25 protein-coding genes are annotated in these 22704 nt (G+C 66.8%); 24 read left to right on the top strand and 1 reads right to left on the bottom strand.

Translation table 11 applies throughout. From position 1 onward, the window contains the following. The first annotated feature begins 2 nt into the window (after positions 1-2). From MWN52_RS04485 to MWN52_RS04370, 24 genes are all read left to right on the top strand, one after another. Complete coding sequence (locus MWN52_RS04485; protein WP_033980480.1) at positions 3-755, top strand: OST-HTH/LOTUS domain-containing protein; 753 nt, start codon at positions 3-5, stop codon at positions 753-755. A gap of 188 nt (positions 756-943) precedes the next feature. Beyond that, positions 944-1732 (top strand): PFL_4669 family integrating conjugative element protein, encoded by a 789-nt coding sequence (locus tag MWN52_RS04480; RefSeq protein WP_033980479.1) that lies wholly within the window; start codon positions 944-946, stop codon positions 1730-1732. Next, positions 1729-2277: a DUF3158 family protein gene (locus tag MWN52_RS04475; protein WP_009521552.1), complete on the top strand. Its 549-nt coding sequence runs from the start codon at positions 1729-1731 to the stop codon at positions 2275-2277. The genes MWN52_RS04480 and MWN52_RS04475 overlap by 4 nt, the downstream gene beginning before the upstream one ends. Then, complete coding sequence (locus MWN52_RS04470) at positions 2274-2657, top strand: single-stranded DNA-binding protein (RefSeq protein ID WP_003141056.1); 384 nt, start codon at positions 2274-2276, stop codon at positions 2655-2657. Before MWN52_RS04475 ends, MWN52_RS04470 begins: the two co-directional genes overlap by 4 nt. Positions 2658-2951: 294 nt before the next feature. Then, the gene (locus MWN52_RS04465) at positions 2952-4967 is read left to right on the top strand and encodes a DNA topoisomerase III (RefSeq protein WP_286576794.1); all 2016 of its coding nucleotides are present in this window, start codon (positions 2952-2954) and stop codon (positions 4965-4967) included. A 778-nt stretch (positions 4968-5745) separates the two neighbouring features. After that, complete coding sequence (locus MWN52_RS04460; RefSeq protein WP_013982118.1) at positions 5746-5982, top strand: hypothetical protein; 237 nt, start codon at positions 5746-5748, stop codon at positions 5980-5982. A 25-nt stretch (positions 5983-6007) separates the two neighbouring features. After that, positions 6008-6400: a hypothetical protein gene (locus MWN52_RS04455; RefSeq protein WP_286576791.1), complete on the top strand. Its 393-nt coding sequence runs from the start codon at positions 6008-6010 to the stop codon at positions 6398-6400. A gap of 250 nt (positions 6401-6650) precedes the next feature. After that, complete coding sequence (locus MWN52_RS04450) at positions 6651-7364, top strand: DUF5983 family protein (RefSeq protein WP_286576790.1); 714 nt, start codon at positions 6651-6653, stop codon at positions 7362-7364. 290 nt (positions 7365-7654) lie between these two features. Then, positions 7655-8452, top strand: coding sequence for a hypothetical protein (locus MWN52_RS04445; protein WP_013982120.1), 798 nt, complete (start codon positions 7655-7657; stop codon positions 8450-8452). Positions 8453-8517: 65 nt separating this feature from the next. Next, on the top strand, positions 8518-8883 hold the full coding sequence (locus MWN52_RS04440; protein ID WP_029578154.1) for a DUF3085 domain-containing protein: 366 nt from the start codon (positions 8518-8520) through the stop codon (positions 8881-8883). A 343-nt stretch (positions 8884-9226) separates the two neighbouring features. Continuing rightward, complete coding sequence (locus MWN52_RS04435; protein ID WP_013982122.1) at positions 9227-9778, top strand: STY4534 family ICE replication protein; 552 nt, start codon at positions 9227-9229, stop codon at positions 9776-9778. 55 nt (positions 9779-9833) lie between these two features. Next, complete coding sequence (locus MWN52_RS04430) at positions 9834-10445, top strand: DUF3275 family protein (protein WP_003294141.1); 612 nt, start codon at positions 9834-9836, stop codon at positions 10443-10445. An 89-nt stretch (positions 10446-10534) separates the two neighbouring features. After that, the gene (locus MWN52_RS04425; protein WP_003141031.1) at positions 10535-10900 is read left to right on the top strand and encodes a hypothetical protein; all 366 of its coding nucleotides are present in this window, start codon (positions 10535-10537) and stop codon (positions 10898-10900) included. A gap of 84 nt (positions 10901-10984) precedes the next feature. Beyond that, positions 10985-11635, top strand: a complete 651-nt coding sequence (locus tag MWN52_RS04420; RefSeq protein WP_286576787.1) for a hypothetical protein — start codon at positions 10985-10987, stop codon at positions 11633-11635. 65 nt (positions 11636-11700) lie between these two features. Then, positions 11701-12810, top strand: coding sequence for a DUF6094 domain-containing protein (locus tag MWN52_RS04415; RefSeq protein ID WP_142028478.1), 1110 nt, complete (start codon positions 11701-11703; stop codon positions 12808-12810). A 102-nt stretch (positions 12811-12912) separates the two neighbouring features. Then, positions 12913-13218, top strand: a complete 306-nt coding sequence (locus tag MWN52_RS04410) for a hypothetical protein (protein WP_128666852.1) — start codon at positions 12913-12915, stop codon at positions 13216-13218. A 98-nt stretch (positions 13219-13316) separates the two neighbouring features. Further along, entirely contained in the window at positions 13317-15590 is a 2274-nt protein-coding gene (locus MWN52_RS04405; RefSeq protein WP_286576782.1) for a helicase-related protein, read from the top strand. Between the two features lie 197 nt (positions 15591-15787). Further along, the gene (gene pilL2, locus MWN52_RS04400) at positions 15788-16357 is read left to right on the top strand and encodes a PFGI-1 class ICE element type IV pilus protein PilL2 (protein ID WP_286576781.1); all 570 of its coding nucleotides are present in this window, start codon (positions 15788-15790) and stop codon (positions 16355-16357) included. Next, entirely contained in the window at positions 16354-17001 is a 648-nt protein-coding gene (locus tag MWN52_RS04395) for a hypothetical protein (protein ID WP_062842680.1), read from the top strand. Before pilL2 ends, MWN52_RS04395 begins: the two co-directional genes overlap by 4 nt. 9 nt (positions 17002-17010) lie before the next feature. Next, entirely contained in the window at positions 17011-17730 is a 720-nt protein-coding gene (locus tag MWN52_RS04390; RefSeq protein WP_124189390.1) for a TIGR03759 family integrating conjugative element protein, read from the top strand. Beyond that, positions 17715-18335, top strand: a complete 621-nt coding sequence (locus MWN52_RS04385; protein WP_286576778.1) for a lysozyme family protein — start codon at positions 17715-17717, stop codon at positions 18333-18335. The genes MWN52_RS04390 and MWN52_RS04385 overlap by 16 nt, the downstream gene beginning before the upstream one ends. Then, positions 18332-18865, top strand: a complete 534-nt coding sequence (locus tag MWN52_RS04380; protein WP_286576777.1) for an integrating conjugative element protein — start codon at positions 18332-18334, stop codon at positions 18863-18865. Before MWN52_RS04385 ends, MWN52_RS04380 begins: the two co-directional genes overlap by 4 nt. An 8-nt stretch (positions 18866-18873) precedes the next feature. Continuing rightward, complete coding sequence (gene traD, locus MWN52_RS04375; protein ID WP_286576775.1) at positions 18874-21030, top strand: type IV conjugative transfer system coupling protein TraD; 2157 nt, start codon at positions 18874-18876, stop codon at positions 21028-21030. Further along, complete coding sequence (locus tag MWN52_RS04370) at positions 21027-21776, top strand: TIGR03747 family integrating conjugative element membrane protein (RefSeq protein WP_286576773.1); 750 nt, start codon at positions 21027-21029, stop codon at positions 21774-21776. Before traD ends, MWN52_RS04370 begins: the two co-directional genes overlap by 4 nt. A gap of 57 nt (positions 21777-21833) precedes the next feature. Here MWN52_RS04370 and MWN52_RS04365 read toward each other — a convergent pair whose 3' ends face one another. Further along, positions 21834-22703, bottom strand: coding sequence for an ImmA/IrrE family metallo-endopeptidase (locus MWN52_RS04365; protein WP_017462927.1), 870 nt, complete (start codon positions 22701-22703; stop codon positions 21834-21836). Position 22704: the final 1 nt, after the last annotated feature.

The following is a 22704-nucleotide window of genomic DNA, read 5'->3' as shown; positions in this document are numbered from 1 at the left end:
TCATGAAAGCCATCGTGGCGCACCACGAGATTTCAGGCCCGGCGCATTCGCTGGAGGCCATTCGCACAGCGCGGATCGAAGATGCCGCGACCAAGACCCTGGGCACGTTGGTCGGACAACTGTTTGGTTCGTATGTGGTCACCGATGGAAATGGTGGCAAGGAACGCGACAACGATCTTCCCGGCGACGTGATTTCCTTTCGCACGCGCGTGCAACTGAGCCTGTCTGCGCAGGACTACGCCAAAACCCAGGCCGACCTCAAAGACCTGGTATCGCTGCGCAACACCCTGGTGCACCACTTCATCGACCAGCACGATCTATGGACCGTGGACGGGTGTCGCGCTGCACAGGACGAACTCGGTTCCGCCTACACGCGCATCGATCAACACTTTGAGCAGCTGCGCGGCTGGGCCGAGCACATGGATCAGGCGCGGCGCCTGGCAGCGGAGTTCGTCCAGTCGGATGTGTTCCACGACCTGGTGGTCAATGGCATCGCGCCGGACGGCACGGTGGACTGGCCGGCCGCCGGCATCGTTCGCGCGCTGCGCGAGGCCGCCGCGCAGTTGGCCGTCGAGGGCTGGACACCCATTGCCGCCGCTGGCCGCTGGATCGCGGACCAGCATCCCGAGCAGCTTCCAGCCAAGTACGGCTGCAGCAGTTGGCGGCAGGTGGTGCACGAGTGCCGCCTGTTCGAGCTTCGCTACCGTGAGGTGGAGGGGCAACGGGCCGCCTGGTACAGACCTCGCGAGGCATAGCCCCGCAACGCGGTCTCACCTCCGCGCGAGCCGCGAACAACTCCGCCGAGCTATCCCCAGGGGATAGCCGGCACACACAGCCTTCCGTGCGGAACAAACCGGGCGCGCATGGGCTGCGGTTTGTTGACTGACAGCCTTCCGGCCGATGCCGATGCTGGCGACTCGCCCCTTCACCGCGAGTCGCTCCAATGGCCAACGAACGCACAGAACCCCTGCAACTGAATCTCGGATCGCTGCGCAGCGCGATGTCGCTGACGCTGCACACGCACCACGCTTCGCGCATCTGGCACGGCCGCGCGCCGACCGAGGGGCGCCCCGGCATCATCGGTCTCAACGGCTTCATCGGCGCCATGAACAAGATGAAGCGCGGCGCCGAGCAGGACGACCCGTACTCGGATTGGTGGATGTTGCGGATCGAGGACAAGCTCGCCGACACCAAGACCCGCCTGCAGACCCTGCGCGAACAGGTCGACCAGGCCCTGGCCGACGTGCCACCGGCGCTGTCGCTGGGCGAGAACATGAATGTGCAGCCGGTGAAGCTGCCGCTGTTCGTGAATGCACAGCTCGGCTTCATGGCGGTGTACCTGCTGGCTGACTACGACGACCTGGCGCGCAAACTCATCCTGGCGCACCACACGGCGCTGATCGACCGCAGCACCTTGGAGCGCTGGCTCAATGATGGCGCGCACGCGCTGCGCAGCCTGTTCTCGCTCGCCCAGCAGTACCGCTACTCGGGCACGACGCGCGACGACTTCGCGGCGAAGAACGCCGCGGCGCGAGCGGCGCTGGAGAAGTTCGGCGAGCTGCCGCAAGACGTGCTGGAAGGCACGCGCCGCTCGCGCTTCGCGCCACCGATCGCGCGGCGGACGACCAAGCCCGGCACGCCGCCTGCTGCGCCCGCCATTGAGCCCGATGCGCCGGCTCACACGGATGGCGCAGCCAATCCAGCGACGGGTAATGAGGGTGCTGACGCATGACGGCATCGCCCCCCATCAGTCACTCCACGCGCTTCGTGACGCTGGAACAGGCGGACTTCCAGCGGCTGGAACACGCAGGCTACCTAAAAGGCCTTTTACAGCCTTTTAAGGGTAAGGGGAGTCTGGAGACTTGGGCCAGCCAGTGCGCAGCGCTGCGCGACGACGTGATTGGCCTGGCGCAGCGGCGTGTGCTGCCCCAGGCACGCGCCTACCCCTTCAGCCTGCTCGACGTGCAACTGGCCCAGCAGGCCACTGGCGCAGGGACGACCTTCCTGCGCTGGCGCAACCTCGACCGTTCCTCCATGGGCGTGGCGTTGTGGGAGGCCCTGCTGGCCAACCCCGCGACGCCGGCCTCGCTGATCGACGAGCTGTACGCGATCGAACTGCAGCGCATCGTGCTGAACATGCAGATCAGCCTGACCCACAGCATCGCTCGCCAAGCCCTGGAATGCGCCAGCAAGGCCGCCCAGGCCGAAGCGGCTTACCTGCGGCGTGTCCACGGGCATACCGCGGCCGTTCCACCCACCACCAAGGAGTCACCATGAGCACGCACTTCGTCGGCGAGGGCAACATCGGTTCTGCGCCGGACTACCGCGAGTTTCCGAACGGCAACGACGAGCCGCGCCGGCTGCTTCGCCTGAACGTCTACTTCGACAACCCGATCCCGAAGAAGGACGGCGAGTACGAAGATCGCGGCGGCTTCTGGGCGCCCGTGGAGCTGTGGCACCGCGACGCCGAGCACTGGAAGACGCTGTACCAGAAAGGTATGCGGGTGCTGGTCGAGGGCCGCACCGTGCGCGACGAATGGGAGGACGCCGACGAGAACGAGCGCGTGACGTTCAAGGTCGAGGCGCGGCGCGTGGGCATCCTGCCGTACCGCATCGAGTCGGTGGCGCTCAGCACCAAGCCGGCCGGCGGACAGTAATTCGCCCATCGCCGTTCCCCCGAGGGCGGCTGTAGCAACCGTCATACGCCCGCGATGCACCAGCGAGCTATCCCCAGGGGATAGCTCCAAGGTCGTCCACGGAGTTCCAGCCGCCCTCCCGAAACGACGCTCTTGCTGTGCCAGCTCCTGCGGTCTATGCACACCGCTGCGGCAACGGGCCGCCTGCCGATCACAAAGCGGTGTCTGCATCAATCGGCTTCCTTGCTGCCGGCATCTCCTGGCCCCGCCAAGCTGACGCCCATCCGATGAACCGCACATTTCCAAGGAGGCTTCATGCGCGTGTTCCTGTGCGAGAAGCCGTCCCAGGGCAAGGACATCGCCCGTGTGCTGGGTGCCGTTCAACGCGGCAACGGCTGCTACAGCGGCGCGGGTGTCGTCGTGACCTGGTGCATCGGTCATCTGGTGGAGGCGGTTCCGCCCGAAGGCTACGGCGAGCAATACAAGCGCTGGGCCATCGAGCAACTGCCCATTCTTCCCGAGCGTTGGCGTGTCGAGCCCAAGGCGGCGACCGCAGCGCAATTCAAGGTCGTGCAGCAGCTCGTCGCCAAGGCGGGCGAGCTGGTGATAGCGACCGACGCCGACCGCGAGGGCGAGATGATCGCCCGCGAGATCATCGACCTGTGCGGCTACCGCGGGCCGATTCAGCGCCTGTGGCTGTCGGCGCTCAACGATGCGTCGATCCGCAAAGCGCTGCGTGCGCTCAAGCCGTCCGCCGAGACGCTGCCGCTGTATTTCTCCGCACTCGCCCGATCGCGCGCCGACTGGCTGATCGGGATGAACTTGAGCCGCTTGTTCACACTGCTGGGGCGTCAGGCCGGCTGTACGGGCGTGCTGTCGGTGGGGCGCGTGCAGACGCCGACGCTGAAGTTGGTCGTGGATCGTGATCGCGAGATCGCGCGATTCGTCTCCATGCCGTATTGGGCCGTGGATGTGCTGCTATCCCATGCCGGCCAATCCTTCACCGCGAGCTGGATACCGCCCGAAGGCAGCACGGATGCAGCGGGTCGCTGCCTTCAGCAGCCGGTGGCGCAGCAGGCTGCGGATCGCATTCGCGCGGCACGCGATGCGCAGGTCGTGTCGGTGGACACCGAGCGCGTGCGCGAGGCACCGCCGCTGCCGTTCGACCTGGGCACGCTGCAGGAGGTGTGCTCCAAGCAGTTGGGCCTCGACGTGCAGGAGACGCTGGACATTGCCCAGGCGCTGTACGAGACGCACAAGGCGACAACGTACCCGCGCTCCGATTCGGGCTACCTGCCCGAGAGCATGCTGGCCGAGGTGCCGACCGTACTCGACAGCCTGGTCAAGACCGACCCCAGCCTGCGGCCGCTGATCGAGCGCCTGGATCGCCAACAGCGTTCGCGTGCGTGGAACGACGGCAAGGTGTCGGCTCACCACGGCATCATCCCGACGCTGGAGCCCGCCAACCTGTCGGCCATGAACGAGAAGGAGCTGGCCGTCTACCGGCTGATCCGCGCCCATTACCTCGCGCAGTTCCTCCCGCACCATGAGTTCGACCGGACGGTGGCGCAGTTCTCGTGCGGCAGTCAGTCGCTGGCGGCCGTGGGCAAGCAGATTGCCGTCATCGGCTGGCGTGAAGTGCTGGCGACGCCGGGGCCGGACGATGCCGATGGCGAGGATGCGCAGCGCAGCCAGGTACTGCCCGCCCTGCATGCGGGCCTGTCCTGCCCGGTCGGAAAGGTGGATCTCAAGGCGCTGAAGACGCTGCCGCCCAAACCCTACACGCAGGGCGAGCTGATCAAGGCCATGAAGACCGTCGCCAAGTTCGTGACCGACCCGCGCCTGAAACAGAAGCTGCGAGATACCACCGGCATCGGCACCGAGGCGACACGCGCCAACATCATCAACGGTCTGATCGGTCGCGGCTACCTGGTCAAGAAAGGCCGCGCCGTCCGCGCTTCCGACGCGGCATTCACGCTTATCGACGCGGTGCCCTCGGCCATCGCCGACCCCGGCACCACGGCGGTGTGGGAGCAGGCGCTCGACATGATCGAGGCCGGCCAGATGGCGCTGGACACCTTCATCGAGAAGCAGTCCGTGTGGCTCGGCCAGCTCGTGCAGCAGTATCGCGGCGCAACGCTCTCGCTCAAGCTGCCGCCGGCGCCGGCCTGCCCGCAGTGCGGCGCACCGATGCAGCAGCGCACGGGCAAGAGCGGCGCGTTCTGGTCCTGCTCGCGCTACCCGGACTGCAAGGGCACGTTGCCGATCGAGTCCCCGACGGGCCGGCGCAGCGCACCGCGCAAGCGGCGCGCTGCCTCCAAGGCGTCCTGATCCTCGCTTCCCCCTGCCGCGCCGGCCACTTCACTGGCGGCGAGGCAAACGTCCCGCACCGCGCGGGACTCCAAAGCGCGCGTCTCCTTCTGCAACGGTGTGCGCGCCCCGTCTGCCCGCCATCGGGCGACAGGGCGAGAAGGTCATTGCTCCACGAATCGCGCCCGCCGCCATTCCCTTGATCGGTGTGCCTTGCCTCGGTCATGAGGGGCTTCCTGACGCCTTGCCGCCGCGCGAGCCGTGAGGAGGCCCCTTGGGCCGAGGGTATTCCGTGCCGGTGCCCGCCGGCGGAACAACGGGCTCCCTTTGTGTGTGGATGCACGCCAGAGGTTTCCGGCCCCAGCCACGAAACGGGCCGGGTGCGATTGCTGACGCAGCGAACGGCTTTGACGACGGCCCGCGCTGACGCAGCCCACAGGTGGTTCTCCTTCCTCTCCAGCCGAAGGCCCGCGTGGCCTTCGGCGCCCTGGTCCTTGCCTTGTCCCGTGACGCGGGCCTGCCCTAAAGCGGGCCGTCCGCGATTCGGTTTTCCCTGCGACGACAGTCATGCTTCGCGCCCATCCTCACGCCATGCGTTGCTGACAGTCGTCAGCGGCATGCCCTGGCAGTCTCGGTCTTCAAGACTGCAACGCGGTTCGCCGCGTTGACCGATCCAGTCCGCTTCGCATCGCCCACCGCGGACGCTCGCCGGCCTGGCGACGATGCACTTTTCTCAACCACCCGAGGGGAACCCATCCCCTGCGGGATGCGTGCTCCCCGACCCACCAAGGAGCACGGCATGTCTGAACCTTCCGCATCTTCCTCTGCAACCGCAGTGCGCAGCGGTGCGCTGGCGCTGGCCTGGACCGGCAAGCGTTTGCCGCTACAGGTGCTGCGCAGCGCGGCCGGCCACTACATCGGCACGCAAGACGACGAAGGCCCGGTATCGCGGGAGTCCGTCGAGTATTTCCCGAACCACCTCGCAGCACAGCGCGCCCTGGATACCCATGCCTGGACACAGCGCGCTCACCCCTGATTCCCACCCTTCAAGGAGTTCTCTCATGAATCTGTCTTTACCCGAAGACGTGCTCGATCAGATGGCGCTGGAACAGGCGCACTTCGACGCTGCACCGCAGGCCTTCTTCGAGGCCTGGAAGCGCGGCGCGCAGATCGCCGGCCACGAGTGGTTCGGCGACGGCACACGCGAAGGTCTGCAGCGTGCCACCACCAAGTGGGACCTGCGGCCCAACATGCTGATGCTCAACGACACCCTGGGTGTGCTGAGCAGCGGTCAACGCATGTTCCTGTCCGCGATGGTGAGCTTCTACAACTCCCGCGAGGGCGGCGCGATGCTCAAGCGTTGCGGCTTCGAGGGGCTGTCCGACTTCGGCGGCCTCGATCTGGAACGGCGCCAGGTCATCGCCGACCTCACGCTGCACTACAACGGCTGGTGAGCCGCGCCTGGCAACCCACCGTTCTTTCATCCCACCCCACGAGGGACATGCGTCCCCGTTCGGGGCCATGTCCCTCCTTCCTTTCGCAGGAGCGGCCATGTCCCGAATCACCATCTTCCACTGACCTGCACCGCCCGCCACCAGGGCGGCCCGACGCCGCGGCCGGCTGACCGGTTGCCACTTCATCCACTCGCTGGGGTTCAATCCCCGGCAGGGGATTGCCTCGGCCATCCTCTGCTGGAGGAATCCCATGTCTCATTCCAAAAACCCCTTCGTCCGCGGCTACGATGGCCTGTCCGTGCAGCGGCTGCTGGCGATTTCCTACGACGACTGCCCGCTGAGCTATCTGCCGCTGCACGTCTCGCAGTCGCATCTGCCGGACAGCCAGGTCGAGCGCCATGCCTGCGTCTTCTGCGACGACTTCGCGCTGATCACCGAGGGCCAGAACGTGCCGCCCGAGCTGGACGCGCAGTGCCCCAGCCACGGTATCGCCCGAAACCTCGTCTACGCCGTCATGGCCGAAGAAGCCGGCCAGCCACTGCACGTCGGCGATACCTACTCCGAGGAAGCCGCGCGCGAGGTGGTCCGCCGCCTGCGCTTCGAGACCGGCTTCTACAGCCGTGCCTGGGAAATCAGCTCGGCGCACATCACCGAGGAGGCCGGCCGCTTCCTCGCCGAACTGGCGGACATCGCCACGCCGAGCGGTTTCTTGTTCGTGGCCTTCCGCATTCCCTACAGCCCGGCGGTCGGCGTGAAGCTGATCGCCACGCCCTGGACGGATGCGAACCTGCAGCATGTCGAGGGCATCACCGCCGAAGAGCTGCGGCAGGAGCACCGGGCCAAGGGCGTGCCGGAGTCCCTCGTGGAAGTGTTGCACCTGGCTGCGCTCGCTGACGTTCGCATGTTGGTGTTCGAAGCCGACGCGCCCGTGCTGGACGGGCTGACGCTCTACGACGACGAGTAACCCGCAACCCATTCGAGCCCCCACGTCGGGACTCTTCTTTTTCGCGGAACGCGGTGCCGGCGCATTGCCGATTCCCAACGGACGGCCGCCGCCATGTGCCGCACGCTGGCCGCATGTTCGCTGGCGTTGCCGGCAGCATGCCCAGGCAGTCGAGACCTTCAAGACTGCGGCGCGGTTCGCCGTGCTGGTTGCTTCGTTCTCCGGGCGCACCCGCGTCCATCCACCTCACCCTCAAGGGACAGACCTCCCTTGCGGGCGGGAGTCCCTTGGTTGCCACAAGGAGTCTCCCCATGGATACCCAAGCCATCCGTGCACAGATGCCAACGCTTGTTGTCGGTCATGTGCCTTCCAACGTCCGTTCGTTCAAGTTCAACATCTTCGACGGCCAGCCCAAGGTTTCGACGCTGGGCTTTCACATCGACCCGAAGCCTTTCGAGGGCAAGGTCATCGCCACCACCGACGAGGCCATCGTCGTCAAGACGGGGCGAGCCGAGTTCGCGGTGCTCGATCGCACGCTCGTGACTGAGGTGCCCGACGAGGGCGCCAAGGTGCAGGTCGAACCCTATGTCAGACGCCGCTTCGACGGTCAGCGAGCGGACACGCCCGAGGAGCAGACCGAGTTCACCGCCGACGGCCAGCCCTACACGGTGAAGCGGTTGGTGCTCGGGTCCGCACCGGCGAAGCTGCCGATTCCCAAGCCTCGCTGCCCCGAGCTGCAGGAACTGGTCAACCAACTGGAGCAGTTGCCCGCTCCCGACGGTTTCCGGCGCGTTACCCACATGCTGGTGGATGCCGGCGCGCGGGACATCACCTGGGTCGATCCGCTGCCCGCCGACATCATCCGCACACCGCCGGCCATCGGCTTCACCGTCGCCACGACGAAGTTCCACGGTCGCGTCACCGTGCTGTATGAGCGTGGCCTCGACCTCTACGCGGTGGAGCTGCGCCGCGACGGCGAGCTGATCGAACGGGTCGATGAGGTGTTCTTCGACACCCTCGGCGAGACGCTGGAACGGCTGATCGACGACGGGAGTTGGCGGCGCATCCGCGTGCAGTGCCTGTCGTGTCGTAAGGCTATCCGGCACTGATCTCACAGCAGCTTCCCGCCCTCGCGGCGGGAAGCCGTTTTTCCTGCCCCCTGGAGATCACACTCATGACTGTTCGATTCAAAGGCACGGAGCTGCGGCCCGTGCTCGCCGAAGCGGTGGCGAATCAATGCCGCGTCATCCTGGTCAAGGATCAGGGCGTGTACTTCCTGGCCGAGTGCGGCGAGCGCCGACCCGATGGTCGCCAGAAGACCATCGCCTATGCCGCCGGTTGCAACCCGGATGTCGATGCCTTCGACGACTGGTGGGAACTGGCGCGTGCCGAGTTCGGTGGCGACGACTTCGGCGAGTTCTTCGATCCGCAGGAGGGCGTGTTTGCGCGCATCCTGCGCAGCGAGGACGACCTCGACGTGTCCGCCACCGCGACACACCTGTCGCTGCAGGCGGTTCCTCCCACGCCCAGCGGTAACTGACCGCCCATCCCTGGCCCCCGCTCCGGGGGCCTCTTTCTTCCCGGCAATACGGACAGCCGCGAGTGCCGATTGCCGCTCGCCTGCGCGCCGTCCCGGCGCCACGCTTCCGGCCATGTTCCGCTGACGTCCGTCAGCGACATGCCCAGGCAGCCACGATCTTCAAGGCTGCGACGCGGTTCCGACCGCGTTGATCACCCCAGTTCGCACCGGCATCCATGCGCGAACGGCCATCGGTTTTCGATGGCGATGCCACCAAGCTGTTCCATCAACCCACGCGGGGGTTCCACACCTTCCCCGCCTGGGTCGGGTGTGTCTCCGCCTCATTGTTCTCAGGAGATTCACCATGACCACTTCCACCGAAAAGTCCTACTTCGATCTGCACATCACCGGCCTCGGGTATCTCAATCGCATCCGCGAAGTGAAGCCCAAGAAAGGCGATGCGTTCCTGGCCTGCGACATCGCGGCTCTGAACGGTCCCAGCGATGACGTCTCGTATGTGCGTTTCGACACGCGCGTATCGGGTTCGGAAGCGCAGCACCTGGTGCGCCGCTGCATTCAGGCGGTCGACGCCGAGAAGAAGGTGATGATCGGCTTCCGCCTGGGCGACCTGTGGACCGACACCTTCACCTACTCCAAGGGCAAGCGTGCCGGCGAGCAGGGGGTGAGCCTCAAGGCCCGCCTGCTGTTCGTCAGTTGGATCAAGGTCGACGGCAAGCTCGTCTACAAGGCCGAACCCAAGCCGACCGAGACCGACGAGCGGGAGCCGGAAGTCCCTGTGACGTCCGACGCGACCGCTGCGCAGCAAGCCTCGGCACCGGAGCCTTCCAAGCCCGTCGCCGATGCTGCCGACGACGCAGCCGATGCCCCCGCATTGGCCGTTGCCGAGTCGTTCTGATCCGCAAGGCCCCATCCCCGGGGCCTTGTCTTCTCTTCGTCCGCAGGAGACCTTCATGATCACCATCCCCGGCCAACTGGCCATCAAGACCATCCACGGCAGGAACGGCGACTTCAACGTCGGCCGCCTGGCGACCTCGATCGGCGAGTTCGTCGTGAAGAACGCCGAACTCGATCAGTACCGCGAGGGCAAGTACGACGGTGATTTCGTCATCGTCGAGATTCGTCCCTCCACGTACAACGCCAACGGCCGCATGGTCATCGAGATCCGCGCCCATCTGGGCGGGATGACACTGTCCAACATCGACGCCCTGAGCCGCGACGAAGCCCGCCGGCTGAGTCCGCAGGAAGTCGATCCGATCGACGAGGAGGCGCAGGCGCCCGTGCCGGCAACGCCCCCGGCCAAGCCGAAGGCGAAGCCGCGCAGTCCGCGCGATCCCCTGGTCGATACCACGCCGTTCGGCAGCGAACCGGCTCCCGTGTCCGCTGCGGCCTCGGCCGAGGCAGACGACGCGGCGCTGTTCGGTGCCTTGTGGCCCCTGGGCGAGACCGTGAAGCTCGATGCGACCGTGGATCGTCGTGTGCTGCGTCAGCAGCGCGACCGTCTCGACAAGCTCGGCTACGAGTTCGCTCCGTTGTCCCAGGACTGGCACCTCAAAGCTGCCTGATCCATCCGCCACCTTGCGCGGCATTCCGCCACCCGCCGGGGTTCTCCCCCGACGGGGAGGGCTCCGGCCTTTTCTTCAAGGAGACCTTCATGGGCTGGACCTTCGTTCGTCAGACGCGCGATCAGTTGATCCGCGAGCTGCTCGCTCCGCAGGCATCCGAACGCGCTTGCTGCGAAGTCATCGACCACACGCTGGACGGCGACGTTCTGTGGACCGTGGTTCGCGTCACCGCCAGGCAGGCGGGCGTCATGGGCCTCGCGGCCGGTGAGTCCGTCTGCTACATCGGCTGCCATCTGCTGGAAAGCTCGGGCGGCGATTGGGGCTACAAGTCCCTCGATGAGTCCGTGCATCCGTACTACTACTCGTGCCCGCTGCGCTATCTCGACATGGCGCCGGTGCAAAGCTCCGAGTGGCGCGAGCGGGTTCACCGCTTCCACGCGGGGCGCGCTGCCTAGCGGCACGCATCTTCCGTCACCCAACCGGGGCGAGCACTGCCCCGCGGGCTGTGGTTGCTCCTTCATTTCCAAGAGGACATCACCATGCCTGCACCTTCTTCCGCGAAACCGCTGTACCGCATCGACGAATGCCCCGATCTCATGGCCGACGGTTGCGTCGGTGACGAGCAGGGAAATCTCGCCTTTCTCTCGATCTGGGCGCGCGACACCGCCGTTCAGGAGTTCCTCGCCCGCCTGACCCTCGGCCGGGATGAACAGGGACTGGATCAGTTCCACGTCATCACCGAGCAGGGCGCATCCATCCCGGTCTTCGTCGGCAATGTCGAGAACCTGGAAAAGCGCATCACCCGCGCCTATCGGCGAACGCTGTTCGGTTCGCTGACGAATGTGTGGCTGTTCGATCGTCGCTGCGTGAAGCCAGACAAGGCCAACGCCAGCGCGCTGGCGCTTCTGCCCAGGGATTCCGCTCACCGGCTCGATCGGCTGTGGACGCTGGTGCAGGACACCTGCCCGCTGCCACTGCTCGACCACTGGCGCGACACCGTGCTGGAGCTGTTGCAGACACGACGGATGCTGACCGGTCTTCCCTTGGCCCTCGGGCCGCTGGAAGGCCATCGGCTGGCCCTCGATGTCCCGGCGCTGACGAAGGCGCTGGGCGAGCTGATCCGCAACGGCACCCTCGGCGCCACGCAGTACGAACTGGCCGCGAACGCACCGCTTCGGCGTGTGGCGTGAGCCATCCCCACGGGCATGCGCGCCGCGCGTGCCCGCCTTCCCTCATCCATCATCAGGAGAAATCCATGGCACTCATGTTTCCGCGCCTGGCGCGCAATTTCATTCGTAACGGCTACTTCCCCACCGACGAACCGACGCTGGAGCGGGCCTTGTCCGCACTGGCGCCGTCTCCCGGCTCCATGTCCATCCTCGATCCCTGCGCCGGCGAAGGCGTGGCGATTGCCGAAGCCGCCCACGCCCTCGGGCGCGAGCAGGTCCAGGCCTTCGTCGTCGAGTACGACGCCGAGCGTGCCCGCCACGCACGGCAACTGGTCGATCGCTGCATCCACGGTGACCTGATGGACACGCTGATCTCGCGCCAGTCATTCGGGCTGCTGTGGCTGAACCCGCCGTATGGCGACCTGAGCAAGGACGTGAACGGCAACATCGGCTATCAAGGCCAGGGCCGTGCGCGGCTGGAAAAGCTGTTCTATCAGCGCGCGCTGCCGCTGCTGCAGTACGGTGGCGTGCTGATCTTCATCGTGCCGTCCTACGTGCTCGACGCCGAGCTGGTCGGATGGCTGACGCGCCACTTCGCCGACCTGCGCATCTACCGTGCGGTGGAAACGCAGTTCAAGCAGGTGGTGATCTTCGGTCGCAGGATTCGTCAACGCGACCAGGCGTCGGAGTCGGTCAAAGCCGTGCGCGGTCTGCTGTTGCAGATCGGACAGGGTGACGCCGAAGCCGAGGAACTGCCGCTCGAATGGCCGTTCCTGCCGTACACCGTCCCTGCCAGCCCGGCCGAGCCGGAGCACTTCTATCGCGTAACGATGGAGCCCGAGCAGTTCGCCGATGAAGTCGGCCGGCTGCAAGGACTCTGGCCGGCGCTCGATACGCACCTGGGTGGCGCGCAGCAGTCGCTGCGTCCACCCGCGCGGGCCTTGTCGCACTGGCATCTCGCCCTGGCCTTGGCCGCAGGCGCGATCTCCGGCGTGGTGACGTCCAAGAGCGGGCGCGTGCTCGTCGTCAAAGGTGATACCCACAAGGAGAAGACCCTCCAGACGGAGTACACCGAACGCGACGACGGCTCCGTGGCCGAGACGCGCATCCTCACCGACAAGTTCGTGCCGGTCATTCGTGCATGGGACTTGACGCTGGGCTCGCCCACGTGGGGCGAAGTGCTGACCATCCGCTGATCGCTGTTCCCTGACGGTTCGCCGTCGCTTTCATCCGCCCACCGGGGTCACGTTGCCCCCGATGGGTTGCCGTGGCCCCTTCTTCCAGAAGGAGAAACCACCATGGCACTCGCAATCCTCAACCTCGCGTCACAAGCACGCTTTTCGCCCGGGCAGGTGGTCATGACCGCCGGCGTCGACGAGTTGGTCCGACAGGGCCGGCTCAATCCCAGCGCGTACCTGCGCCGCCATCTTCATGGCGACTGGGGCGACCTGAGCGACGACGATCGGCGATTGAACGACGCCGCGCTGCAATCCGGCGAGGATCGTCTGTTCTCGTCCTACCAGGTCACGCGCGACCTGAAGCTCTGGATCATCACCGAATGGGATCGCAGCATCACCACGCTGCTGTTGCCCAGCGAATACTGATCCGCATCCAGCGGCCTCGTGCCGCTTCTTTCTTCCCACCCAGGGGCATGTCACCGCCCCGTGGGGGAGGTGCATGCCCCATTTTTTGGAGCATCACCATGTCCATCGTTCTCGAAACCGTTCCCGAAACCGCTGTGCAGGGCGACCTGCTCGAAGCGGCCGCTTCACCTCTCACGCTCAGCCTGCAGGACTTCGTATCGGAGTTCGGCGACGAGCTGCTCGATTCGCTGAACCGCGCCAATCCTCCGGTCTACACCGGCCAGGTGCGGGTGCATCGGCAACTGATCCTCGCCTCGCTCAAGCGCAAGCTGTTCCCGGCGCAAGCCGATGTGGTCCATGCCGTCACCGAGCTACTGGTCGACCGCGGCGAACGTGCCGCGATCGTCAACGGCGAGATGGGCTGCGGCAAGACGACCGTCGGCATCGCCACGGCCGCCGTGCTCAACGCCGAAGGCTACCGCCGCACCCTGGTGCTCTCGCCACCCCACCTGGTCTACAAGTGGCGGCGCGAAATCCAGGAGACGGTGACCGGTGCCAAGGTCTGGGTGCTCAATGGCCCGGACACGCTGGTCAAGCTGCTGAAACTGCGCGAGCAGTTGCGCGTGCCGGCCCAGGGCCAGGAGTTCTTCGTCCTGGGCCGCGTGCGGATGCGGATGGGGTTCCACTGGAAACCTGTCTTCGTTCGTCGGCGCACGCCTCACGGCGACGTGGGGGCCTGCCCGGATTGCGGGCATGTCATCACCGACCTCGACGGCGAGCCGATCAACCCGGTCGAGCTGGAAGCCGCGGAGTACCGCCGCAAGTGCAGCCACTGCCGTGCACCGCTGTGGTCGTTGATCCGTCCCAGAGGCCTGTCCGCCAGCGACCAGTCCTCGACCGTGCTCAAGGCACTGAAGCGTATTCCAACCATCGGGGAAGTCACCGCGCAGAAGCTGATGCAGAAGTTCGGCGACGCCTTCCTCGCGTCGATGCTCGGGGACAACATCCACGAGTTCATCAACCTGATGGATGGCAACGGCGAGCTGGTCTTCTCGGATCGGCAAGCCCACCGGATGGAACGTGCGATGGCCAACATGGAGTTCGGCTTCGGCGAAGGCGGCTACCAGCCGTCCGAGTTCATCAAGAGACAGCTTCCCCAAGGCACGTTCGACCTGCTCATCGCCGACGAGGCGCACGAGTACAAGAACGGCGGCTCCGCACAGGGCCAGGCCATGGGGGTGTTGGCGGCCAAGGCGCGCAAGACGCTGCTGCTCACCGGCACACTGATGGGCGGCTACGGCGACGACCTGTTCCACCTGCTGTTCCGAGCCCTTCCGGGGCGGATGATCGAAGACGGCTACCGGCCGACGAAGAGCGGCAGCATGACGTCGGCCGCGATGGCGTTCATGCGCGACCACGGTGTCTTGAAGGACATCTATTCCGAGAGCACCGGCACGGCGCACAAGACGGCCAAGGGCACCAAGGTATCGGTGCGCACGGTCAAGGCGCCGGGCTTCGGCCCGAAGGGCGTGCTGCGTTGCGTTCTGCCGTTCACGGTCTTCCTCAAGTTGAAGGACATCGGCGGCAATGTGCTGCCGCCCTACGACGAGGAGTTCCGCGAAGTCGCGATGGACACGGCGCAGGCCGCGGCCTACCGCGATCTGGCGGGTCGCCTGACCCAGGAGCTGAAGCAGGCCCTGGCGAAGCGCGACACGACGCTGCTCGGTGTAGTCCTCAACGTGCTGCTGGCCTGGCCGGACTGCTGCTTCCGGTCGGAAACGGTGGTGCATCCACGCACGCGAAACACCTTGGCGTTTGTCCCCGCTCAGTTCAACGAGCTGGAGGTGATGCCCAAGGAGCGCGAGCTGATCGAGATCTGCAAGCAGGAGAAGGCAGAAGGTCGCAAGACCCTGGTCTATTCGGTCTACACCGGCACGCGCGACACCACGTCGCGTTTGAAGGTGCTTCTGGAGCAGGAAGGCTTCAAGGTGGCAGTACTGCGCGCGAGCGTGGATGCCTCCCGCCGCGAGGACTGGATCGCCGAGCAGTTGGACCGTGGCATCGACGTGCTCATCACCAATCCCGAGCTGGTGAAAACCGGCCTGGACCTGCTGGAGTTCCCGACCATCGTGTTCCTCCAGTCCGGCTACAACGTGTATTCGTTGCAGCAGGCCGCCCGGCGCTCATGGCGCATCGGCCAGAAGCAGCCGGTGCGCGTGATCTACCTCGGCTACGCCAACTCCTCGCAGATGACCTGCCTGGGGTTGATGGCCAAGAAGATCATGGTGTCGCAGAGCACGTCGGGAGACGTACCCGAGTCGGGCCTGGATGTTCTGAACCAGGATGGCGATTCCGTCGAGGTCGCCCTGGCCCGGCAGCTTGTCACGGCCTGATCCATGTACCCATGCCGGTGGCCCCTCGGGGTCGCCGGCTTCTTTCCACGGCCCTTCGGGGCCGTTTTTCTTGGGCGTATGACGGTCCATGGCGCCGCCCGCCATGTATTCGGGCGGGCGTCAGTGCGTTTTGTTTGCTGCCCGCAGGCCAAGCGGCGGCGATGGTGAGCGCTCCGTGTTCCAGGGAAGCGCCCTCCATGCAACCATCCATCCGCGCTGTTCACCGCCTGGCCCTCGCCGCTGGCTTGCTGGCCGGCAGCCTGTTGGCCGCCGGCTGCGCCACGACCGCCACGCCGTCTGTGCCAGCGGTGCCGGCCGCATCGCCAACCGCCGTCGCGCCGGAGCCAGGCTTCGTTCCGGTGGCCCGCTACGGCCGCTACACCCTGGTCGAGCTGGTGCCGGAACCTGCGCAGCGTGATCTCTTGCAGCAGGCGGTGGAGGTCTCGATTCCGCCCATGCTCGATGCCAGCGTGGGCGATGCCATGCGCCATGTGCTCCTGCGCTCGGGCTACCGGCTCTGCGATGCGCCCGAGGCCGCCGCGCTCTACGCGCTGCCGCTGCCTGCCGCACACCTGCGCCTGGGCCCGCTGATGCTGCGCGATGCCTTGCTGACCCTTGCCGGCCCGGCCTGGGAGCTGTCGGTCGATGACTTGAGGCGCCAGGTCTGCTTCAGCCGGCACGGTGCTCCCACCTTCCTTTCCGCTGACCCGCCCGGCACCGCCACGCCCGTGCCGGACGCCGACCGGCCCGAGGAGATGCAGCCATGACCTTTCCCCAAGCGCCATCCGAGCGCCATTCCCGCACGCGCTGGCTCAAGATCGCCGCGGCCTTCTGGCTACTGCTCATCAGTGCCGTGGCACTCATCAACAGCGTCGGCCTGTCGCGGCTCGCCGAACAGACCCAGAGCAGCGCACAGGATGCGCAGGTCAACGCGCTGGGCCTGCGCGTGGCCGATCTCGAACAACAGGCCGATGCGGACAAGCGCCGGCCGGCGCCGATCAGCCAGGCCGAATTCGCCAACGCGCGGCAGGCGCTGGACGAACGGATGACGCGTCTCGAAGAGGCCGATGAGGCGAAGGCTCTGGCCATCGACCTGCAGACGCTGCAGGCGCGCGTGAACGCAATCGAAACCCGCCTGGAGAAGGCCCGGCAGGTGGCATCCGCCGCTCGCCCGCGCGCTCCGGTTGCGACGAAGCCCAAGGTACCGGAGCCGCCGTTCCGGGTGCTCGGCGTGGAGCTGCGGGGAGGCGAGCGCTTTCTGTCGATCACCTCCACCGCCGCGGCCTCGCTCGCGGGCGCCCGGCTGCTGCGCGAAGGCGATGCCGAGGGCGGCTGGCAACTGCAGTCCATCGAGGCGCAGGCGGGTGTGTTCCAGGTGAACGGCCAGACGCAGCGCGTCGCGGTGCCGTAGGAGGTCGCGATGATCCTGCGGTCGTTGCTCGCTGCCGTCGTCCTGTTCGCCGCTTCCGGCGCATCCGCCCAGCCGGCCCCGGTGACGAACTCCCGCATGGTGCCCGCCCAGGTGCAGCCGGGCGCTGACGCCGCGCTCGACGAGAAGCAGGCACGGGAATGGGGGCTTCAGCCCGAGGAGTGGGCACGTTACCGACAACTGATGCAGGGGCCGCTCGGGGTCTATTCGCCCCAGCTCGATCCGCTCACGGCGCTGGGCATCGAGGCCCGCAGCGAGGAGGAGCGCAGGCGCTACGCGGAGTTGCAGGTGCAGGCCGAGGCCCGGCGCGTCGGCAAGACGCTGGCCTACCAGCGGGCCTACGACGCGGCGTGGCAGCGCCTGTTTCCCGGCCAGCCACGCGTGAGCCTGCCCGGCGCCAAGGCGCAGGGTGCCGGCAACACCGGCTCCGGGCGCCTGGCGGTCTTCGTCAAGGCCGACTGCGCACCGTGCGCGCAGCGCGTGCAGCAGTTGCAGGCGGCCGGCACGGCGTTCGACCTCTACATGGTCGGCAGCCGTCAGGACGACGCGCGCATCCGGCAGTGGGCCACCCAGGCGGGCATCGACCCGGCCAGGGTGCGCGCCCGCACCATCACGCTCAACCACGATGCAGGGCGCTGGCTGTCGCTCGGCCTGCCCGGCGATCTGCCGGCCGTGGTGCGCGAGGTGAACGGCCAATGGCAGCGGCAATAGGTGCTCCGGGCCGGGAGCGTCGGCCATCCCGCGTCGCCATCCGCTGCGCCAGCGCCGCGCTGCTGCTCGCCACCGGCGGCTGGACGTTGGCCGCCCTGGCGCGGGAAGTGCCGCCGCCGGCCTATCAAATGGCGGCGCATCGTGCAGACGTGCCGGCGGCGGTGCTGTACGCGGTGGCCTTGCAGGAGAGCGGCGCCATGCTGCGCGGGCGCCTGATCCCCTGGCCGTGGACGCTCAACGTCGCCGGCACGCCACAGCGCTATGCCACCCGCGCCGAGGCCTGCGCGGGGCTGCGCCGGGCACTCGCCCGCACGCCGGCCAATCGCATCGACGCCGGCCTCGGCCAGGTCAATCTCGGCTACCACACGCATCGCTACACGCAGCCCTGCGAGCTGCTGGACCCGTACCGCAACCTCGCCATCGCTGCGGAAATCCTGCGCGAACAGCACACGCCGGGCGAGGACTGGCTGCTTGCCATCGGCCGTTACCACCGGCCCGCCGGCGGGGCACCCGCGGCGCGCTACCGGCGCAGTGTGCATCGGCACCTGACCCGCGTGCTCGACCCCAGCGTTCCCGTTCCAACCCTCCAGGCCACCACGCCATGAACCACATCGTCCTCATCGCCGCCATCGGGCTGCTGTCCACGACCACCGTCTTCGCCCAGACCGCCTCCGCGCCGTTGATCGTCGTCGAAGACCGCGGCGGCACCTCCGCGCTGCCGTACTACCAGTCGCTGAATCCTCAGCCGGACCAGGCCACGCCGCCGGCCCCGATGCCAGCCCCGCGCGTGGGCAACGCGGCCGACGCCGAAGCCGCCATGCTGCCGGTGCGCTCGACGCATCTGTCGCCGGGCGACGTGCAGCGCCGCGTCATACGGGCGCCGGGCCTGACGGCGCTGTTCCTGATCGGCGACGACGAGCGGTCGCGCGCCTGGCTGCGGCAGCGGCAGGCGGCGCTGCGAGAACTGCAGGCCGTGGGCCTGGTGGTCAACGTGGAGTCGATGGCCGCGCTGACGGCGCTGCGCAGGCTGGCTCCCGGCCTCACCCTCTCGCCGGCCTCCGGCGACGACCTGGCCCAGCGCCTGGGCCTGCGCCACTACCCGGTGCTCATCACGTCCACCGGCGTCGAGCAGTAGGTGCGTAAATGGCCCAACCGCACGCGGTCGAGGTGCTGCTGCGGCCAGCGGTGGAGTTCTATACCGTGGCGGTTTGCACCGGCGCCGCGATTCTGTGCCTGGTGGCACCGTGGTCGCTCGCGCTGAACCCGCTGCTCGGCCTGGGCTCGGCGCTGGCCTTCCTGACCTTCGGCACGATTCGCCTGCGCGATGCCTGGGCGATCCTGCGCTATCGCCGCAACATCCGCCGCCTGCCGCGCTACGTGATGACCAGCCGCGACGTGCCGGTGAGTCAGCAACGGCTGTTTGTCGGCCGCGGCTTTCGCTGGGAGCAGCGACACACGCACCGGCTGATGCAGACCTACCGGCCGGAGTTCCGCCGCTACGTCGAGCCGACGGCGATCTACCGGGCCGCCCGGCGGCTGGAGGAGCGGCTTGAGTTCGCGCCGTTTCCCGTCTCGACGCTGGCGCGCGCGCTGGCCTGGGACAGCCCGCTCAACCCGGCGCGACCGCTGCCGCCGGTCGGCGGACTGCCACGCCTGCATGGCATCGAGCCGCACGAGGTCGACGTCACCCTGCCACTGGGCGAGCGCGTCGGCCACACCCTGGTGCTGGGCACCACGCGCGTGGGCAAGACGCGGCTGGCCGAGCTGTTCATCACCCAGGACATCCGCCGCAAGGTCCGCGGCGAGCACGAGGTGGTGATCGTCTTCGACCCCAAGGGCGATGCCGACCTGTTGAAGCGCATGTACGTGGAGGCCAAGCGCGCCGGGCGCGAAGGCGAGTTCTACGTGTTCCATCTGGGCTGGCCGGACATCTCGGCGCGCTACAACGCCGTCGGCCGGTTCGGGCGGATCTCCGAGGTGGCCACGCGAATCGCCGGGCAGCTCTCGGGCGAAGGCAACAGCGCCGCGTTCCGCGAATTCGCCTGGCGCTTCGTCAACATCATCGCCCGCGCCCTGGTCGAGCTGGGGCAGCGGCCGGACTACCTGCTGATCCAGCGCCACGTCATCAACATCGACGCGCTGTTCATCGAGTACGCCCAGCACTACTTCGCCAAGAACGAGCCGAAGGCCTGGGAGGTCATCGTCCAGCTCGAAGCGAAGCTGAACGAGAAGAACATCCCGCGCAACATGATCGGGCGCGAAAAGCGCGTGGTGGCCCTCGAACAGTACCTGTCCCAGGTGCGCATCTATGACCCGGTGCTCGACGGCCTGCGCAGCGCCGTGCGCTACGACCGGACGTACTTCGACAAGATCGTCGCGTCGCTGCTGCCGCTGCTGGAGAAGCTCACCACCGGCAAGATCGCGCAACTGCTCGCACCGAACTATTCCGACCTGTCCGACCCGCGGCCGATCTTCGACTGGATGCAGGTCATCCGCAAACGTGCGGTCGTCTACGTGGGGCTGGATGCGCTGTCCGACGCCGAAGTCGCGGCGGCGGTGGGCAACTCGATGTTCAGCGATCTGGTCTCGGTCGCCGGCCACATCTACAAGTTCGGCATCGACGACGGGCTGCCCGGCGCCGCGGTGGGCGCCAAGATTCCGATCAACGTCCACGCCGACGAATTCAATGAACTCATGGGCGACGAGTTCATCCCGATGGTCAACAAGGGCGGTGGTGCCGGCGTGCAGGTGACGGCCTACACGCAGACCTTGAGCGACATCGAGGCGCGCATCGGCAACCGTGCCAAGGCCGGCCAGGTGGTCGGCAACTTCAACAACCTGTTCATGCTGCGCGTGCGCGAAACCGCCACCGCCGAACTGCTGACGCGACAACTGCCCAAGGTCGAGGTGTATGCCACGGCACTGATGAGCGGCGCCACCGACAGCTCCGACCCGCACGGCAATACCGCCTTCACGTCCAACACCCAGGACCGCATCAGCAGCAACAGTGTGCCGTTGATCGAGCCGGCGCATGTGGTGGCGCTGCCCAAGGGGCAGTGCTTCGCGCTGACCGAGGGCGGCAACCTCTGGAAAGTCCGCATGCCGCTGCCGGCGCCCGATCCCGACGAAGCCATGCCGAAGGATCTGCAGGAGCTGGCCGGCTACATGCGACAGCACTACGTCGAGGCAGGAAACTGGTGGGAGAACCAAGGCATCCCCGGCCTGCAGGACAAGGCGCTGCCCGACGACCTGCTGGACGACTTCAAGCAGATGGCCGCCGCCGAAGAGGCCGAAGCATGAGCGATCCGGCCGTCGCGGCCCAGCGCCAGCAGCAACGACAGCAGGGGCTGATCGCCGGCCTGGTCACGCTGCCGTTCCGCTTCTTCGGCGTGCTGTGCGGCGCGCTGCTGCTGTGCATCCTGATCGAGTGCGTCGGCATGCACTTCTTCTGGCCCGAGCAGGGCTGGCGCCACGCACAGGGCATGCTGCACTACGAGCTGGACCAGCTCTCCACGCATTTCACGCGCAGCGCGCTGGTTCAGGAGCCGGGGCGCACCGCGCACCGGATGGTCGAGCAGGGCTACGACTGGCTGTTCGTGAAGAGCGGCCTGCTGGACTGGATACGCGACGCCTCGACGCAGGCCAGCGCCGGCAGCCATCGCCCGACCAAGGATTTCCGCTACTGCATCGGCTTGGTCTACGTGAACGTGGAGAGCTACCTGATCGCGGCGGCCTACACGACGCTGGTCTTCCTCGTGCGGCTGCTGGTGCTGTGCCTGACCCTGCCGCTGTTCCTGATGGCCGCCTTCGTCGGGCTGGTGGACGGCCTGGTGCGCCGGGACATCCGCCGCTTCGGCGCGGGACGCGAATCGGGGTTCATCTATCACCGCGCCAGGGCCAGCCTGATCCCGCTGGCCGTACTGCCGTGGGTGACTTACCTGGCACTGCCGGTCAGCGTGAACCCGCTGCTGATCCTGCTGCCCAGCGCCGCACTGCTCGGCGTGGCGGTGTGCATTGCGGCGGCGACATTCAAGAAGTACCTGTAAGAACGCGCGAATGGCGTATAGGAGTAACCTCCTTGCGGTCGTGGCCGTGATCGCTTTTCAGCGGCGCCTGCTTCGCCCCGGCCATGGCAGTTCTCCCGTCAGTTCAGCCAAGCCTCCATCGTCTTCGACACGTGCGCCGAAGCGGTTCACCTCAACTTCCGGCAAATCGTCGCTGTCGAACCATAGCAAGGAGATGGTGGTATCGGTGCGCTGGTAATGTCTTGAAAGTTCCCAGAGGTCAAGGCCCTTTTCCCAGTTGTCGAACCAGACGTCCTGTGAAACTTCCCCCGTATCAGTGGAGCTATTCCCTGAAGAGCGGATTCGGTGAGCCACGGAGCCTGCTGGAATGACCGACCTGGGAGGTATCCAGGCCCCAGCTTGCCGCAAGGCCGTTGAGCGTGCGGCATACCGCACCGCACCGCGCTCCATGGTGACGAATGCGCACGGCATGTCACTAAGACTGGCAAACCTTGACGCCGCTGCTGGGAATGATGTGCCGAACAAGTCGGCCATGTGTTGGATGAGATCCAGGGAGGGCTCTTCCTTGGGAACAGCGGAGAGCCATTGCTGATAGGGCATCAGCAGTTCAGCGGCAAACGTGTCGCAGGCGATCTCGTTCGGATGTCGCTTTGCATAGGACCATGACGGCACCTCGTCGTGACTTGATTCCAAGCCGAGCACGATATGAGCTATTTCGTGGCAGACAGTGAAGCGCTGGCGCTCTTCTGTTTCCAGCGAATTCACCGTGATGATGTGCTTCCCGTTCGGCTTGGTAACGGTATAGCCGGACTCCCCATCGCCAAGTTCATCCTTCTTGACCTTGGCGTTAGCCGCGGTCACATACGGGGACAGGTCTTCTCGGATGTTCGAAACATCGACTCTCGCGACAAACGCGCGCGCTCTCTGCCTGACATCCGCCTCGTCCATG

Origin of the sequence: Pseudoxanthomonas winnipegensis (assembly GCF_030322905.1) — a bacterium.
Classification (GTDB): Bacteria; Pseudomonadota; Gammaproteobacteria; order Xanthomonadales; family Xanthomonadaceae; genus Pseudoxanthomonas_A; species Pseudoxanthomonas_A winnipegensis.
This window is presented reverse-complemented; position numbering and strand designations above follow the sequence as displayed.